We start from the raw sequence: 17,760 nt of genomic DNA, 5'->3' as shown, positions 1-17,760 counted from the left end.
GCACCTCATTTGCAGCATGGATTTTTGCAAACAGATATATAATGATATATCAAATCATTTGATACGATAAATAAACCCCAGCCATGAACAGATATCTCTTCTCATCAGCCTGCACCCTGGCAATCGTACTACTCGTAGCTGGCTGTGATAGCCCAGTTGAAACCAATCAAGTTTCAGCGCCAGTCGCTGAAGATACTCAAGTCAAACAGGTAAGTATCAATTATCGTGAAGTCAGCTGGGAAGAGTTAATCCCAAAAGATGATCTGGATGCGTTACTCAACCCACCAGAATACATAGATGATATTGTTGAAGGCTCCACTGCCGACTCAATGCCTAACACATCAGCTATTGCCTCTACGAGCGAAAATGAAAGCCGTTACCAAGCTGCTTTGACTTCCACCCGAATAAAACCAGAGTTCGACAATCAACAGATACGTATTGCTGGGTTTATAGTTCCAATTGAATTCAATGACGAATTAACAATTTCCAATTTCCTTTTTGTTCCCTACTTCGGAGCCTGTATCCACCTGCCGCCCCCACCTCCAAATCAGGTTATCCATGGCAGTTTTTCTGAGGGAGTTCAAGTTGACGCTCTGTACGAACCTTTCTCTATAGAAGGGAAACTGAGAACATTGAAAATAGAAAGCGAGTTCGGAACTGCGGCTTACAGTATGGAAGTGGATAACATACAACCTTACGCAGAATAATGTCCCCGGCGAGCGCTGCTCACCCGAGGACACTACTTCATCGATTGCCGGCTATTGGCCCATCTCCCGAACCAGGTATCCGGCACCGTCGATATTCTCCATTACCCAGAGAATGTAAGCGATGTCGACATGAATCGCCCGGGTGCTATCGGTGAAGTCCCAATCAGCATTGATGCTATCGTATGTTCCGTCAAATACGACTCCCACCAGCTCGCCGCGACCATTCATTGTCGGAGATCCTGAGTTACCGCCCGTAATATCTACGGTACTTAGGAAATTAACCGGTACTGAATCCAGCTGCTTTTCATAGTAGCGGCCATAGTTCTTCTTATCGATCGCTTCCATCAAAGCCTTGGGAGCATCAAAGGGGTCCTCGCCGGTATACTTTGCCTTAATACCACGCAATGTTGTAAAAGGTACAAAGCCTTGTTTACCGTCATTGCCGTCAGCGGCCTTCTTAATCGTACCTGCTGGTGGCTCATAGCCTTTGACCAAACCATAGGTCACGCGGAGGGAGCTATTTGCATCAGGATAAACCGGCTTACCCAGTGAGTGGTAATAATCAATCAGCATTTCCATATACTGTGGGCGCAACTGTGCAAAGCGACCTTTCATGGACTCCTCATGCTCTTCACGGGCAAGCATATCATCGTACATGGCCACTGCCAGCTGGATAAACGGGTCTTTGCTCTCTTTAAAGTCTTCAGGCTTTTTACCGATCCACGCTTCACGTACCTCGACATCGGAAAGCTCTGTTTCCTTATACATTTTGTCGAGTGTTGCCTCTAAGTCTGTATTGCCTTTGCCGATATTCAAGAAACGATCAAAGCTGGCTATACGCTGCTCCTTCGGGAGTGCCTGGTAACGGTCCAGGAAGTAGAGCCAGATCTGTTTGTCGACTGATGGATGATAGCTGCGTTCAATACGACGCATGCCCTCTGTGAATCGGGTCAGATCCCTTTCCTGATAACCCGGCTTGCGCTTAGCATCAGGTTTTTCGTTCTCTTTAGCCAAACGATACAGTTTGCTCGCGGCACCCAGCATAGCTGAACGATCCATATAATCGATGGCGAGATCCTGTTCACGGGTTGATTCTTTCTCTACAACCAGTGCCTCAAGATCATCAATAGTAGACTGGTATTTTTTCTGGCGGGCTTTGTCTGAATCCACCCAGGCCTGCAAATCTTTTTCCAGCTTTTCTTTACGCTGCAATAGATCGCTACGCTGGTATCCCTCCATCATGCCGGTAAAGTTTTTAGAGTAATTATTCAAGCCTGCCACGAGACTGGCATACTTTAACTCTGCATCTTTATTGTCGGCGGTAGCCGCACCAATCGTTTCTGACCATTCACCCAATACCCGCTGCATGTTTGGGTAATACCAATTGAAGTTACTTTCCACTTCCTGGGCGGTGCGATAGCGATTAGTGCGGCCAGGGTAACCGGCAACCATCACAAAATCGCCTTCCTTAGGGCCTTTTGCCGCTACGGGCAGGTAGTGCTTGGGCTCGTAAGGGACATTATCTTTGGAATAATCAGCCGGTTTACCGTCTTTGCCAACATAGGCGCGGTAGAAAGCGTAATCGCCGGTATGGCGAGGCCACATCCAGTTATCGATATCGCCGCCGAATTTGCCAATCGAAGACGCTGGCGCATGAACTAAGCGCACATCGCGGATTTCTAGCTGCTTAACCAGGTAGTAGTTCAAACCGCCGTAGTAGCTATAGACCTCACAGCGATGGCCCGGATCTTTTTCACACTCGGAAACCAGCGCCTTCTCCGCTTCTTCGATAGCGGCAAAACGTGCAGCACCATCCATCTCATCTGTCAGGCGTTCGTTAACCTTGTCCGTTACTTCGTTCATTGCAACGGTGACGTAGACGCGGGAGCCCGGTGCAGCAGGCAGCTCTTCAGACAAATCTCCGGCCAGGAAACCTTCAGCCAGTAAATCCTTGGATTCAGTTGAATTGTATGAAATTGAACCGTAGGCGCAGTGGTGGTTGGTAATCACCAATCCCGTGGGAGAGACAAAGGAAGCGGAACATCCCCCCAGGCTGATCACCGCGTTCATTGGAAATTCGGTAAGCTTGGTCATGCTAGCTGGGTCCAGCTCCAGGCCATGAGTGCGAAGCTCTTTGGACAACTCAGGCAACTGGTGAGGTTGCCACATGCCTTCAGTCGAAACACTCTCTTTCTCTGCGGCGAGGCTGGCGCAACTCGCTCCAGCAAATAATGCAGCAGTTGCAACCCCGTAAACAATAGAATTATTTATTTTCATATTTACTCAGCAATATTTAAAAAATAACAGGTTAATTTTGGGTACTTCCCAACGCTAACCCTGTCTTTTCCGGTACACCGAAAATTCACTTATAAACACGGCAGGCTGACAGAGTAACACACCCTCCCCAGCTGCAGGCCGGCACGAAGCTGCACCCCTAGCTAAATCCTGCCAATCATTGCCATTATTTCCCTGGCTCCTCCACTCAAGTGGGATAAACCATAAACACACAATTGATACACTGTATCATTTTGATTCAATCAAATCTGAGCAAAATGTGAATTACGACGACAGCAAGAAAGAAATCTGCGATAAACAGTTTTGCTGCTAAAAAGAACATCGCCGAATAATCTACTTGCGCCAGGCAGTGGTCAATACGCCTCACCAAGGTTCCCTCCAGCTGTCAGAACTCCCGATGAATTCGGTCTTCAAGCTTGATTCACCCCAATGTTGGAGGTTGCCTAGGCCGACCATTCTCAATATGATATGTTATATCATAGCCTGCATTGGGAGGTGGGTAGTGCGAGTGAGGAATTTAGGTATTGCAGCACCCGCCACAGCAGAGAGCAAAGCAATTACAGCCTCTGAAAATAGTGTTTATTAGCCGAAGTTACTTAATTGGAGATTAGCTTGAGCCTGACCGACTTTACAGAAAGAAGCCATGAGACATTTATCACACAAACTCCAAGTGCTGAACTGGCTCCGAAAGAGGAAGGACTGTCAGAGGCAGACCTGCCAAATACCCGTCGGGCCATATCTGCAGATAATGGAGAAGTTTTAGCAGATATTTTCCAAGCTGATATCAATATGGCCATCTGGCAACGGGAACTGCCCAGTAGCATAGTCAGTGATTGCCGCACCCTCTTAAATAGTTGTGTACACCCCAACCGCAGGATTCTATTACCCACCTCCAAGATCGAGCGCCTCGGTGAAGCATTGCCAGAGCTTGCTCCCTACCCGTACTTGTGTGCTGATATCCAGCTACTGGCAGATATGTTCAGTTACCTATTTGAGCTAAGTGGAGTCGGTATTCGTTTAACAACCCTGAACGGTGCAATGTGCCCCAAGTTTCATGTAGATCGGGTGCCCTGCCGATTGATTACGACATATTTAGGTACGGGTACAGAGTGGCTGGCACCAGACTCTATTGACCCAAATACGCTCGACTTAAAGGCTAACCAGGAATTCCCTCCAACTTCCATCAATCACCTGGCATGCGGCTCGGTTGCCCTTCTCAAAGGCGAACTCTGGGAGGGCAATGAAGGGGCAGGTCTAATCCACCGCTCGCCGAGTGTCGAGCCCGGCCAACTGCGACTGCTACTCACTTTCGATTTCGGGTCCGCCGACGAGTGAGGAGCGCTTACTGGGACGTAAAACTCTTATTAGGAATAACCCATGAAATTTACCGCGAACCTTTTCGCACTGATGACTCTTTCAAACTTGGCCCATGGAATTTCCGGACAGGTATTAGATACTTCTGGAGAGCCCATCTATGGCGCCAGTATTGAAGTCGCGGGAAGTCGACTACAGACCCAAACAGATGCCCAGGGCCGATTTTTACTTGAGGTGAATACTTCTCAACTCCGCGAAATCCACATCAATGCCCCAGGGCACAGCCACAAAACAATAGTTTTACAAGCCGGTCAGGATGAGCCTCTCAAGGTTACCCTGCAACACACCGTTATCGAACAAATCGATGTAACAGCCACACCATTACATGCCTCCACTATTGAGTCGGCACAACCTGTAACCGTAGTCGCTGGCGAAGAGCTACGTCGAAAACAAGCCTCCACTCTGGGAGAAACCCTCAAAAATGAAGTGGGAGTTCATTCCAGCTACTTTGGACCAGTAGCCAGTAGTCCAATCATCCGGGGGCTCAACGGCCCCCGGGTCCTGATTACCCAAAATGGACTCGATAGCGCTGATGCCTCCCGGGTTGGCCCAGACCATATCGTCGCCACAGAGACAATTACCGCAGAGCAGATAGAAATCCTGCGAGGCCCCGCCACCCTGTTTTATGGGTCCGGAGCCATTGGTGGTGTCGTCAATGTGGTAGACGAGAGAATACCCACCTCTGGTGAAAACAGGACTGCTTATTCGCTGGGAAGCAATACTGTTGCAAATGAACGCGAAGCCTCACTGGCCCATACCGGCGGTAATGACCAGCTGGCATACCACGTGGACAGTTTCTGGCGCAAAGGTGATGACTATGAAATCCCCTCCTCAAATAATCATGACGAACATTCCAGTGGGGTCTTAGAGAACAGCGATTCAGAAAGCAACGGGTTCAACATTGGTGGAAACTGGTTTTTAGATAATGGATCTATCGGCCTTGCCTATGGACGCCTGGAGCGAGTTAATGGTATTCCTGGGCACGGTCACTCTGATGAACACGAAGATGATGAATCAGAGCATCATGATGAACATGAAGAAGAAATAGAAGTAGTTTCTGATTTGAAACAGGACCGATGGCAGTTGGTCAGTGAACTGTCCCTGGACAACGTATGGTTGAGTGGTCTGGACGCCAGAATTGGATACACAGACTACGAACATTCTGAGATCGAAAACAACGCTATCGGTACGACATTCAGTAATCAAACACTGCAAGCACGGGTCAACCTGCTGCTGCAAGATATGGCCGGCTGGCGTGGTGCAATAACCCTGGAAAGCAAAACCACCGATTTTGAAGCAATAGGCGAAGAGGCGTTCACTCCGCCGAGCACAACGGAAAGCTCAGCGATTGGGCTAATACAGGAAAAGCACACGGGAGAGTTCCTATGGCAGTTAGGAGCCCGAATCGAAAGAGTCACTATCGAAGCCACCGATGATGACTGGGAGGGGGGAAATCTCGATAAGTTAGCTTTCACACCCTATAGTTTTTCTGCCGGCTTGGTCTGGGACATTGCCGCTAATTACAATGCCGGCATCTCTTTTACCCACGCCCAACGAGCACCCAGTGCCGCTGAACTTTTTTCTTATGGTCCCCATATTGGCACCAGCACCTTCGAAGTCGGCGCACTATTTAGACTGGATGACACAGAAGAGCCCTATTTTTACTACGAGAACAATGTTGAGGAAGAGGTTTCCAACAACATTGACCTCAGTTTTCGACGGCATTCCGGAAATATCGGCTGGGTGCTGAATCTATTCTACAACCAGGTTGATAATTTCTACTACGAGCGAAATACGGGCTACACCAGCGAAGATATTGAAGAGCATGGTCACGATGAGGAAGAAGAGAGTCACGATCATGGCGAATTACCCGTTTATGTCTTCGATCAAGCTGATTCGACACTCTACGGACTAGAAGCTGAATTTGCCTGGCAATTATCCAAGCCTCTCACACTGACACTGTGGGGCGACACTGTTCGAGGAAAGCTGGATGACGGAGGTAATCTGCCTCGCATCCCACCTATGCGATTGGGCGGCATGCTAAATTATAGTTCCCATGGATGGGATGCAGGGATTGAGATTACGCATGCGTTTAAGCAAACCAAAGTAGCGGAACTGGAAACCACCACCGCTGCTTACACACTTTTGAATACTGAGCTTGCGTACACTTTTCTAGGGAACCCAAACAACCTAACCGTTTACCTTAAGGCTAATAACCTGACGGACGAGTTAGCCTATGTGCATTCGTCCTTCCTAAAAGAACTTGCTCCACTGCCGGGGCGGAGCTTTAGTATTGGATTGCGGGGCAGCTTCTAGTTAGGAATAAGATCTAGTATATCGGTAAAACCACCAACAAAAATTATTGCTGGTGGTTTTTTATACACAAACAACTCTCAATAAGAACTGAGGAATGTCCCTACATTCTCACAAGAGCTTCCCCTGGATCTATAGACACCAAGTATCTAACTAGGAATTAATATGACCCAGTCAATAGTACCCGAGAATTACAACGCGTGGCTGCATTGCATTACGATAGAGTGCGGCATTGAGCTAACTCCAGAATTTGCTGATGAACGCATCCGCGCGCTGCAAGACAACAGTAACTACCATACGCGCAACTTTATTCTTTTATATGGAACAGAGCACCACCAGAAAGTACTTAGCTGGTTTAAGCAAGTGCGTAAAGAAATATAACCCCAAAGTACCCAGCGTCTGCCAACCCCCAAAAGCATCACAAAAAAATTACAACAATAAACTTCAAGTAATGTAAAAGCTTAGGTTGATATTATGTAGCGCCAGGTTGAAGATCAAACACACAACCGCGAACACTACCTCACCGCCATTAAAAAACAGAAAAGGTTTGCCATTAACTATTACTTTAACTTAATAAAACTACAGTGATCCTATTTTCCCAGCCTCCAGGAAACACCAAGCTGCTAATAACACATAGGAATTATCATCAGAATCACATCTACTCAAGCTGAAAGCTTGCAGCAAAAATTATATTTCTGCTACCTAGTGGGATTTTACGACTCACACCACCATAAAGCACAACCTATTAATCAAAAAATATAAAATAAAGAGTCATATCTATAGATTGCCATTAGCCTACTAAAACACAGCATTACAAATAGCACTTTTTTCTAACAGTTAGGTCCGCCATTCATTTATCATGGCTTCAATGCGATTCATTTGGTGCATTAACATTTAGAAAACAACTTCTAAGCATAAAAATAAGGAACAAAAATGCCACTAATGACCTTAATCCCTGAGGGGCAAACACCAGGTAGAAGAACGCGTCTGTTAGCTGAGGCGATGGGAAATGCGAAACCCGCTTTCATGAACGGCACTCTGACAGGACCAGAGCTTTCCCTTTATACAAAACTAAGTAGTTTGCAATGCTGGGACGCTGCGCTCTACTGTGCCTGGAGCGCCAAGGGTGTAAACTGCCCAAGTGTAACCATGGACAACAAAAACTATAATGTTACTGGTAACAATAACTACAATAGAATTTTTGGAGCCACCCCCAGAACCCGATCAGTTAATACTCTGCACGATTTAATGACCTTGCCGGAGGGCTGCTTCGTTGGTTTTCTATCAAATTTAGGAGTTATGAGACATGTAATGATTCATACCTCAAATGGTCATGGAGCAGGCAATAAAAGTGACTGTGTTTTTACTGATGGAAATATAGGCGGTTGGGAGCTACTAGATATGGCTCATTTTTTTGGTAAAGATAGTAATCATAACGGCAATTCCCATACAACCATGATATATATGCCGGTAACGGGGCAAGTAATTTAACTTTTCTCAAGAGTGACGTATAGCCTATTGAGCTATTCTGCTTTTGACTGCATCAGTTCAGATTTGATCTGACAGTTACCGGTTTTCAAAAGGTCTTCTGTCAGGTCAACCCTGAACGATCAACTACAGAATTAGATACTATCTGACAAGTTTCCAGCTCATAAAGTGAACCCTACCTTACTCTCACCGGGCTTTAAGGTGTAGCTTTGAGTTCCCCTGCCATTATTGACATTCAATGTGTTCACCTGGTCCCGCTCTATCTCCATCAGCATTGATTGTTTAACGTTCAATTTTTTACTGGAAATATCTACCATAGGCACTTCCTGATATATCCAAATGTCATGAACGTCGGCTTCCATACCTACCCAATTAAGCTTCACCACCTCACCATTTTCTTGGCTAATCTGAAATCTTGAATTGACATAGCTCTCCATCTGTCTTTGTGCTTCATTCAACTCTTTACTGGCACTTATTGATAAGGCCTTTTCAATATCAGCAACAAAAAAACGATGGGAGACCTCCAGTGTTTGAGTGCGCTCGTTTACGGAGAGGTCGGTCAAACCAAAATGATAGCGATGTGCATTTGCCTGGAGTGTAAATATCGAGGTCGTTACTATCAATAAGAAGGAAAATAAAACTTTCATCAATTACTACCACAACACAATGAATGTTTCAGGTGGATACGTTAAGTAAAGAGCACTAAGTGCAGCTCTCCAGGCCCACTGCCGCAGGGCTGCACTTCTTCCAAGGCTTAATCTTCCTCTTCAAGCTCTACGTCCCAATCCTTCATCAAGTTACGCGGCTTCTCATCCTTAAATAGTTCCAGGCGTGACTTGATAATTCGGCGTGGGTAGAAATTGTTCTCCACATTAACATCCGCTGTTTCCCAATGGGGATCGAGCACTACAGACTTAAGCACCTTGCTCTTATCCCTCACCAGCATTTTGGAGGTCTTCTTGGCATTGCGAGTCCAGATTTCAGCGGGGATACGCAAATCCTCAACACTCCCATCTTCATATTCCAGCCGCAGAAACAGTGGCATCACCAAGCCACCAATATTGCTAAAGTCCAGCACGTAGACATTACTCTCAACCTTGAGCATGTCTTTTTCCCAGTCCTCTAGATTTTCTAGTTTACTTTGGTAGCTATTGCGATCCGCATTAGAAACGTCAAATTCATCGTGCTTGTTGTAGAAGTCTTCCAACTCCGGCTTAGCATCGACGATTCGGGTCAACTTTTTCGCGCGATTTTCAATAACAGTGATAGTCTCGGGTTCCCGTTTATGCTGGGCGCGCTTCCAAGGCCCTTCCACTTCAGGGTTTTGTGTACCAACGGTGTAATGATGTACAGCATCAAGGCTGATATCGACATTATCAGTGGTGTAGAACCATCCGCGCCAGAACCAATCCAGGTCCATACCTGATGCATCTTCCATAGTGCGGAAAAAATCTGCTGGCATAGGGCGCTTGAACTTCCAGCGCTGAGCGTATTCGCGAAAGGCGAAGTCAAACAACTCACGCCCCATAATGGATTCACGCAGGATATTCAGTGCAGCCGCCGGCTTGCCGTAGGCATTGTTACCAAGCTGAAGCACAGATTCCGAGTTCGTCATAATCGGAACCTGGTTCTCACTCTTCATATACTCGACAATTTTCCGTGCATCGCCACGGCGGGATGGGTACTTCTCTTCCCATTCCTGCTCAGCCAGGAACTGTACGAAAGTGTTCAGCCCCTCATCCATCCAGGTCCACTGGCGCTCATCAGAATTGATGATCATAGGATAGTAGTTATGCCCTACTTCATGAATGATCACCGAGATAAGCCCATACTTGGTGCGACGGGAATAAGTGCGCTTGCTGCGGTCCTCCTCATCTATTTCCGGTCGCGGGCCATTAAAGGTGATCATGGGGTATTCCATTCCCCCCACAGGGCCGTTAACTGAAATAGATACCGGGTAGGGATAGTCAAAACTGTAGCGGTTATAGACATCTATTGTATGAATAATGGATTCTGTCGAGTACTTATCCCATAGCGGAGTACCCTCTTCCGGGTAAAAGGACATCGCCATTGTGTCGGTGCCCCCCTTTTTATAACCCTGTGCATCCCACAAGAACTTACGCGAAGATGCCCAGGAAAAGTCACGGACATTTTCCGCTTCAAAAACCCAGGTCTTGCGCTTTGAAGAGCGGCTTTTCTCATTTTCCAGAGCCTCACTCTTTGTGACAATCATCACTGGCTTACTTGCAGTACGGGCCTTTCGCAAGCGCTCACGCTGCTTGGAGGTCAACACATCCTTCGGGTTTTGAAGAACACCGGTTGCAGCAACGATATGATCTGCTGGCACTTCAATAGCAACGCGATAATCCCCAAACTCCAGCGCAAATTCGCCGCGTCCCAGGAACTGCTTGTTTTGCCAGCCGCTAACATCGTTATATGCAGCCATACGAGGGAACCATTGGGCTATCTCGTATAAGTAGTTATCGTCGCGCTCAAAATATTCATAACCGGAACGCCCACCCAGTGCTTTCTGCTCAATAACCTTGTAAGCCCAGTCAATCTGGAAACTCACGCTGGAACCTGGGGCCAGAGGCTGGGGCAAGTCAATTCGCATCCCGGTATCGACAATAGTATGGCGAAGCTCCCTACCCCGAGTGTCAGCCACCTTGGTAATCTGGTATCCGCCAGGAAATTCGTTGGATACGACGGCACGACGAAAGCTTTTGAATGGAATGGTATCTTGAGAAATCGCCTCCATATCAACCGGCGTCGCCAAATTACCAGAGGAATTTGGCTTGAAGCGATTTTGATCCAGTTGCACCCACAAATAACGCAGGGTATCCGGCGAATTATTGGTGTAAGTGATGGTCTCTGAAGCAGTGATCAGTTGCTTATCATCGTCTAGTGAAACCTTGATATCGTAGTCCGCCTGCTGCTGCCAATAGGCATGACCAGGGGCTCCCGACGCTGTTCGGTAGCTATTCGGTGTCGGCAGCAGTTCCTCCAGCTGGCGGAACTTATCACCGGTTACATTTAGGGGATCTGCGGCAAAGCTGCCCGAGGTTCCGGACATAGCAAGCCATGCCACAGTTAAGCGGCCGAGTAATTTTATATTCATTGGTTTACTTCAGAGATTTACGTCAGATTAAAACTTTACGGAATACGGCCGCGAAAAAATGACCGAATTTATGCAAAAATTTCTAATAAGCCAGGCCAGATTTGAATACCTGGCCATATAGCTATTTGGATTCGTAAAACACTTTTGTTTCGGTACCCTGGTTATCCGCCAGGGCAGCGATCCAGGAGCTCTCCATTGCATCCCAATCCAAACGCGCTTGGTTAATCGCCTCTACCCGGCTTTCCAATGTGTCATCCAGCTCTAAAACTGTAAGCACTTTGTCAGCCTTATTAAATCCAAATACACCTTGCTCGGTAATAAATACCCCCTTGATTCTCTCAGCGTCAGTGCCACTGAATAGTGAAAAGAGCGCATCATAATCAAATATAAATTCAGGGCTAAAACGCCAGCCACAGCTGTAGTAACCCTCTCCGCTATTCTCTGAGCGGAGATAGCCACACTCCGGCAATAGCTCAATCTCATCCGCCGCCTGAGTTACTGGGTGGTGGTGGTCACTCCCCGACGAGACCTGAAAACTGCAGGGCAGTTGGAGCCAATCCAATTCGATACGCCCCTGCTCCACCACTTGCAGCGGTTTTTCAGCGCCCTCACCTAAGAACGAGAGAAATCGCTGAAGGTTTTGCAAGTCTTCGGGGCCGTAGAGATCAGACTTATTAGCCACTACCAGATCAGCAACTTCTAATTGCTGCCGAAAAGTCTCACTGCGTAAGTAGCGGTCGTCTTCAATACAGCGAGCATCGACCAAAGTTAGCGTACCGCGAAGGTCCAACACACCGCCGCGCACTGCATCAGACAAAGCCGCCAGCACCTCTCTAGGGTGCCCCAGGCCCGTCGGCTCAATTATTAATCGATGGGGCCTGGCCTTAGCCAGTAACTGGTTTAAAGCTACCTGCATCGGCAAACCAGCAGCACAGCACATACAACCGCCAGGTACCTCTCGAATATAAATATTGCCTTCCTGTTCTGGTTCAAAAAGTGCGCCATCAACGCCCACTTCTCCAAACTCATTGACCAGAACAGCCCAGCGCTCATCAGCGGGCTTACTTTCCAGGAGATGCCGGATAGCCGTTGTCTTGCCGACGCCCAAAAAACCAGTGATAACGTTGGCAGGTACCCCGCGTATTAACTGACTAGCTGCCACTAAGCTGCATCCCGGCTGCACTCATCACAAACACAATCCAGCTCCAATTGGGATGTCTGGAGATGATATCCAGCACTTTCAACCGTATCCCGCAATGCATCAATGACTTCGGGCCTAATGCCAATTTCCCGCACTTTGCTGCAGCGATTGCAGATTAAAAACTGTGGAGTCTGATGGCTGTGGTCACAGGCAATATGAGCACAGGCCAGGTACTTGTTTTCTGAATTGAGTTTGTGAACCAGGTTCTCTGCTGCCAGGAAGTCCAGCATTCGATAGACTGACATGGCGGGAATTGAGTCGCCAAAGTCACCATTGTAATGCTCCGCTATTTCATAGGCAGAGAGCGGAGTTTTTGACCGCAACAACACGGTAAGAACGTTCTTACGCTTTTCAGTCAGGCGGGCACCTGAACTGCGACAGGTTTGTTCCGCCACACTCAGGGTCTGTTTGATTTGGGATGCTTTCATAGCCTATTTCATTTGCAATTTGTTGTCTTTACCAGTGAGCAGTTCAGCCCCCTGACGACCGGAGCTGATCCATTGCACTGCAATCCCATGAATACCGGGAAACCTCTCAAACAGGGTAACAATGACACTGTTGAACTCTGCCAGATTATCACACTTGAATTGGTAACTAGCACGGAAACCACTGTGCACTGAGTTGTCACTGGTAACTTCTGCGCTATATGGCGCCTTAACTTCCACACTTAAGGGTTTGCACTGGGCACCGACAAACTCAAGAAAATGATCTGGCTTGGATAGCTCGTGAGCAACCTGCTCTAACCGCTGCTTTTGAACATCGCTACGTGGCGCATGCTCAAATCCCACCAGGTCGACTGTGGGCGACTCCAGCTCGACACTGATTCTGTCTGCTTCGGCCACCAGGTACATCATCGCCTTACCGTGAACATGGCTTCCCACCTCTGCGGCCACCGGGCCAGCCCAAAAAAACACAACGAACAATGCTCCTGCAAGCCTCATGATCTTCACCTATTCGACAAGAGCGCCCCGATAAATCAAGCGCTGATTTACCCAGTGGGCAACAATCAATAAGCCTGCACCAAGAACACTGGCAACTAGCTCCCATACCCCCTCGATATATAGCGCACCAACCAATAGCAATGCCCCGGAGAAACCAACAATCATTACCGCGTAGCGCTGATGGCGTCGGCAAGAGGCTGGGAAGCTGGCCAAGGCCAGAATTACCACGGGTACAAGCAACAGCAAATGGAGAAACTGGTCCTCTTGTAAAGCACCCAATATCCCCAAACCTCCCAATACCGGTAACAAAGGAGTCAAAAGACAGTGCAGCAAGCAAAGCCCAGAAGCCAAAATTCCTAAAGTATCTCTCACAACAATCCTTTTAATCTACGAGAACCCAAGACAACCACATACACTTCAGCCAACATGATGATATGTTATATCATAAATTTAATATTTCAAGTCAACGTGAGCTATGCAACAGGGGATTCATGGAATGCCAAAAATCAGTGAGCAAGAACTGCTGGGGATGCCCGCCTCAGACTATATGAACGAAAAACAACTATTCTTCTTCCAGCATCGTCTAATGGAATTGAAAAGCGACCTAATGGCAGAGGTTGAACAGGGACAGCAGGCTATTGCAACCACGAACCTTGCCTTAGCTGATGACCTGGACCGAGCGGCCGCAGAGCAGGAGAACCAGCAACACCTACGCTTTACCGGCCGCAAGCATCTACTTCTGCGCAAGATCCAGCGGGCATTAGAGAAGATTAAAGATGGCACTTACGGGTACTGTGAGATAAGTGGGGATCCGATCGGTTTGCAGCGACTGCTATTAAGGCCCACTGCAGAACTCTCTTTTGAAGAAAAAAGTCGCCAGGAAATGCTGGAACGCAACTACAGCAAGCAAAGGTAAGCACCATACTCGGCCTCACGCTTTGCCTTGACTAGATATAACACCGTAGCACCTTGAGGAATGGAGGTTTTCATGCTGCCTTAGAGGATAGCCGACAGCCCTCTCAACCAAAGAAGGGGTTTAGTGGTCACTTTAGTTGTTCGGCAAAACCCTAGACTCCCAACATAAGTGGCACACGCTAGCCTAGAAGAAGTACAAGCCGACTCAAGTAATTAGTACTCATCTTGGGCGTACGCTGGCTCGAAACACAATACCTCAGCAGACTCCTAAGCCCCCCTTCGCAAAACAAGGGAAAAAGTTGGAAAAGCCCTAAATTATGAACGAAGTACCCCTCACAGCAGGTTTGCAGGTAGAAGAACTGGTTGCCTATATGGAACATATCAAAGGCAAGAGAAAAACGAATAATCCTGCGAGTAAATTACCGCAACCTCCTAAAGTCAAAAACCATGAAAACCAAAGTATCTCTAAATGAAGTACTCGCCATTACCTTAACATGCTTAGCTACTTCAGCCTGCTCCCAAAGGATCGCAAGCTTTATAGACAATGCTGAAGATTATTCTTTTAACAACAGAATAACTGCCGATCAAATTAAAGACTTAGACTTCAAAAAAGACAAATATTGCCCACTGCAAAAAAAGAACTGTATTAGCTATTACTATGGTCCACCTTTAACCGATAACAAACTTCAGTACTCCGTAAAGCATGGAGAAGGCGACAAAGAGAACAATGTTAAAATCGATTTAACCAGAAACTCTATGGAGCGGAGTTACGATGGTACCGTAATCTTATTGCATGGATTTCGCACCTCCAAAGATTTCATGATCAATTCAGCTTTATACTTCCGTTTTCTTGGGTTTCAGGCTGTTGTTCCAGATCTTCTCGGTCATGGTGATTCAGGTGGCAATAAAAAATACGGAGTGGATGACAGCAATTATATTAACCACCTCATTGACAATTTAATTAAAGAGGGCGTCATTAAAGATGAAGATATTTATATTCTGGGAAATTCGATGGGTGCATTAACGGCAGCCCATATTTCTTTCCAACGACAAGACATTAGTGGAATTATCCTTTCGGCCCCAATGCCATCATTTGATGAAGCTGTGTACAATTATGCAAAACGTGACCACCCACTACTTAGCAAAATTATCCCTGAAAAAGACTTTCGCAAGGGTGCAATTCTGGCTCTAGAGAAAGCCAAAATCAATCTGGATGACACGAAGATAATACCACTCCTAAAGTCCTCCAAGGTTCCAACACTACTAATACTCTCAGATTCAGACCAAATATCTCCTTATGTGGATTATAAAAACTTGAAAAAAGACAATGTAACGTTAATTAAAATTACTGGCAGATATCACCCAAGCATGAATACAATAGGAGAAGTCGAACATAAAGAAATTATTAAATGGCTTAACAGCACTCAAAGTTAGTTACACAAAAAATTGAGAACAAATTCCTATTTTATCTTTGATGTCAGTTTAGTACTATTCCGTCGCCCCCCTTACAACCTTGCGCATCCCACGAGAGCTACCACCTGAAGTAGAAACCCCTTATCAGACTTCCAAGTAGGTTGATGCTCTATGATTTGCTCCACAAGCTTATGGTGAGCTTGGCTAGATTGGAGCACCTCACTTGACTGCCGCCTGGATAAATGTATTTATTTCCGCGCACACCTTCTCTCTGTGTATATTGAACACCTCAAATATATACAGAATCATCTACTTTACCTAAAAGGACCGCTCCAAAAAACGCTGTTAACAACCAGCCTCCGGAGAAGTAGTGGCTACTTTTCAAGTAACCACAGACATCGACATAATAACTCTATTAAGCATTGTACCAAGGTGGAACGATCCACTGACCAAAGTGCCAGTCGCGAGGTACAAATCTTCCATACCCTTGCCCCAATCGGTCGGGCTTATTATTGGTAGGGTTCATTGCCCAACCCTCTGCCAAAGTGACATGGACACCATGTATTCTACACATTGCGATAAATTCTCTAAAAGCCTGCAAAGTTTGAATAACCACTTCACTGCGAGCAGGAGTAAATGCAATAAGGGGTAAATCTATATCGTTCACATATGGGCGTGCGGCTTCATCACTGTGCCATAGTACATTTCTTCTGGGGAATGGCCCCCACTGGCCAGCTCCAGCTCTCGGGCTGCGGATACCACCGATAGTGGAATTGAGAGTCTGACTTACTTCATAAATCCGATTAGTTATATTACCCAGCTTGGTGCCTTGCCTGTGAGTAGTGAAATTTCTCTCCAATTGATTTTCGATATGCTGGCGCTGCGACCAAGCTTGAGCAGTGCCGAGAATACGGCGATCATCTCCATATCGATCAAACCTCTTTGCGCCCCGCTTAAATGGCCAGATAGCAAACAGATCATAATCTCCAGTAATCGCGTTGAGGGGATGCTCATTTCGAAAATGACGATGCTCCACTGGATTGGTCATCGCCAGTAGCGGCTCATACATGTCTTTGTACTTAGTGTCATACTGAACAACGATATTACCCCGCTCCTGGATAAAACCTGACTGTCTGCTCTTTTCCTTATCAACATAAACACCCCACATATCTCCCAAGCATGTGTTAACCCTGATAAGAGAATAGTGAAAAGTAATGCCACTGGGGTGGCTGGCTATACCTTCGTAACGATCTTGAGTTTTTCTTGTAACATTGATCTTTCCGTTCTGAATCAGCCAATCAACCCGTTCCTGATGCAAGCGAAGCGGTGTTGTTGATGCAGTCCATCCCGCGCCAGAGTTGTTATCAGTGAATGCCTCTTGATGCTGGGCGCGGTTATAGGCCGCTTTTCTCATCCCGTGTTTATTTAACCGGGGGTCTCGTAAAACAAAACCAGCCATCGGCCCCCAATCACATGACTTCCCATGAATCCTAAAGCCCTTTGTATCATATCCCTGCTCAAGTAATTGAGTACACGTTGGCCCTGTTGCGCGAACGATGATAACGCAACGATGAGAAGCGGCCGTTGACTTAAATGCATCAGCATGAGTTACAGGGCAACCTATGAGGTTTTGGCGTAATGCAGCATTGTTAAATATAAGATCCATATATCAACTTCCTTTTTTGGGGGGCTTACACTTGAGTCTAATTAAGTTACACAAACATAAGTCACCGGATAATTTTGGGGAGCTTTGTGAAAGCAATAAATTAATGAGCAAGAATCCTAAGAAATTATTCTGGCCTACCCTCAATACTGAAATTCTAACTTCCACTAATAAAGACGAAGAGTTAAAACTCCATGGCCACCTTTTTAAACCTGTATCTATTTATAAACCAATATCCGTGAACTTAAACTGAACCAGACTTGCGAGCTGTAAAAATTTAAGCATCTCGATTTCCCGACTCTTTCTATGCCCTATCCTGTATGTACAAATAT

At 46.6% G+C, this 17,760-nt stretch carries 16 protein-coding genes; 8 read left to right on the top strand and 8 right to left on the bottom strand.

The annotated features are described in order from the left end of the window. Positions 1-83: 83 nt before the first annotated feature. Positions 84-707, top strand: a complete 624-nt coding sequence (locus ACJJI3_RS04460) for a DUF3299 domain-containing protein (protein WP_444941623.1) — start codon at positions 84-86, stop codon at positions 705-707. 51 nt (positions 708-758) lie between these two features. On the opposite strand, the gene ACJJI3_RS04455 is transcribed toward ACJJI3_RS04460, so the two are convergent. Next, positions 759-2,984, bottom strand: coding sequence for a S46 family peptidase (locus ACJJI3_RS04455; protein ID WP_444941622.1), 2,226 nt, complete (start codon positions 2,982-2,984; stop codon positions 759-761). 630 nt (positions 2,985-3,614) lie between these two features. Between ACJJI3_RS04455 and ACJJI3_RS04450 the strand changes: the two genes are divergently transcribed. From ACJJI3_RS04450 to ACJJI3_RS04435, 4 genes are all read left to right on the top strand, one after another. Further along, entirely contained in the window at positions 3,615-4,337 is a 723-nt protein-coding gene (locus tag ACJJI3_RS04450) for a DUF1826 domain-containing protein (protein ID WP_444917275.1), read from the top strand. 42 nt (positions 4,338-4,379) lie between these two features. Continuing rightward, positions 4,380-6,692 carry a TonB-dependent receptor gene (locus ACJJI3_RS04445; RefSeq protein WP_444941621.1) on the top strand — a complete coding sequence of 771 codons (2,313 nt, stop codon included), beginning with the start codon at positions 4,380-4,382 and terminating at the stop codon, positions 6,690-6,692. 162 nt (positions 6,693-6,854) lie between these two features. Then, positions 6,855-7,070 (top strand): hypothetical protein, encoded by a 216-nt coding sequence (locus ACJJI3_RS04440; protein WP_444941620.1) that lies wholly within the window; start codon positions 6,855-6,857, stop codon positions 7,068-7,070. A gap of 552 nt (positions 7,071-7,622) precedes the next feature. Further along, positions 7,623-8,180 (top strand): hypothetical protein, encoded by a 558-nt coding sequence (locus tag ACJJI3_RS04435; protein WP_444913169.1) that lies wholly within the window; start codon positions 7,623-7,625, stop codon positions 8,178-8,180. 158 nt (positions 8,181-8,338) lie between these two features. Here ACJJI3_RS04435 and ACJJI3_RS04430 read toward each other — a convergent pair whose 3' ends face one another. The 6 genes from ACJJI3_RS04430 to ACJJI3_RS04405 form a co-directional block, all read right to left on the bottom strand. Continuing rightward, on the bottom strand, positions 8,339-8,824 hold the full coding sequence (locus ACJJI3_RS04430; RefSeq protein WP_444917277.1) for a DUF6702 family protein: 486 nt from the start codon (positions 8,822-8,824) through the stop codon (positions 8,339-8,341). Between the two features lie 107 nt (positions 8,825-8,931). Next, complete coding sequence (locus tag ACJJI3_RS04425; protein ID WP_444941619.1) at positions 8,932-11,295, bottom strand: M1 family metallopeptidase; 2,364 nt, start codon at positions 11,293-11,295, stop codon at positions 8,932-8,934. 121 nt (positions 11,296-11,416) lie between these two features. Then, positions 11,417-12,457: a CobW family GTP-binding protein gene (locus ACJJI3_RS04420; protein WP_282933006.1), complete on the bottom strand. Its 1,041-nt coding sequence runs from the start codon at positions 12,455-12,457 to the stop codon at positions 11,417-11,419. Beyond that, complete coding sequence (locus ACJJI3_RS04415; RefSeq protein WP_282933007.1) at positions 12,457-12,924, bottom strand: Fur family transcriptional regulator; 468 nt, start codon at positions 12,922-12,924, stop codon at positions 12,457-12,459. The genes ACJJI3_RS04420 and ACJJI3_RS04415 overlap by 1 nt, the downstream gene beginning before the upstream one ends. A 3-nt stretch (positions 12,925-12,927) precedes the next feature. Continuing rightward, entirely contained in the window at positions 12,928-13,437 is a 510-nt protein-coding gene (locus ACJJI3_RS04410; RefSeq protein ID WP_444913173.1) for a ZrgA family zinc uptake protein, read from the bottom strand. 9 nt (positions 13,438-13,446) lie between these two features. Continuing rightward, a complete protein-coding gene (locus tag ACJJI3_RS04405; RefSeq protein ID WP_413662162.1) occupies positions 13,447-13,809 on the bottom strand; it encodes a MerC family mercury resistance protein in 363 nt (120 codons plus the stop codon). 124 nt (positions 13,810-13,933) lie between these two features. Here ACJJI3_RS04405 and ACJJI3_RS04400 point away from each other — a divergent pair, with 124 nt between their 5' ends. The 3 genes from ACJJI3_RS04400 to ACJJI3_RS04390 all read left to right on the top strand — a co-directional run bounded on the left by ACJJI3_RS04400 (position 13,934) and on the right by ACJJI3_RS04390 (position 15,786). Then, the gene (locus tag ACJJI3_RS04400) at positions 13,934-14,353 is read left to right on the top strand and encodes a TraR/DksA family transcriptional regulator (RefSeq protein WP_444913174.1); all 420 of its coding nucleotides are present in this window, start codon (positions 13,934-13,936) and stop codon (positions 14,351-14,353) included. 316 nt (positions 14,354-14,669) lie between these two features. Then, positions 14,670-14,825: a hypothetical protein gene (locus ACJJI3_RS04395; protein ID WP_444941618.1), complete on the top strand. Its 156-nt coding sequence runs from the start codon at positions 14,670-14,672 to the stop codon at positions 14,823-14,825. Next, a complete protein-coding gene (locus ACJJI3_RS04390) occupies positions 14,800-15,786 on the top strand; it encodes an alpha/beta hydrolase (protein WP_444941617.1) in 987 nt (328 codons plus the stop codon). Before ACJJI3_RS04395 ends, ACJJI3_RS04390 begins: the two co-directional genes overlap by 26 nt. A gap of 394 nt (positions 15,787-16,180) precedes the next feature. Here ACJJI3_RS04390 and ACJJI3_RS04385 read toward each other — a convergent pair whose 3' ends face one another. Further along, positions 16,181-17,431 (bottom strand): anthrax toxin-like adenylyl cyclase domain-containing protein, encoded by a 1,251-nt coding sequence (locus tag ACJJI3_RS04385; protein WP_444941616.1) that lies wholly within the window; start codon positions 17,429-17,431, stop codon positions 16,181-16,183. Between the last annotated feature and the right edge of the window lie 329 nt (positions 17,432-17,760).

The sequence above is a fragment of the Microbulbifer maximicatervae (SeqCode) genome (assembly GCF_052466985.1).
This window is presented reverse-complemented; position numbering and strand designations above follow the sequence as displayed.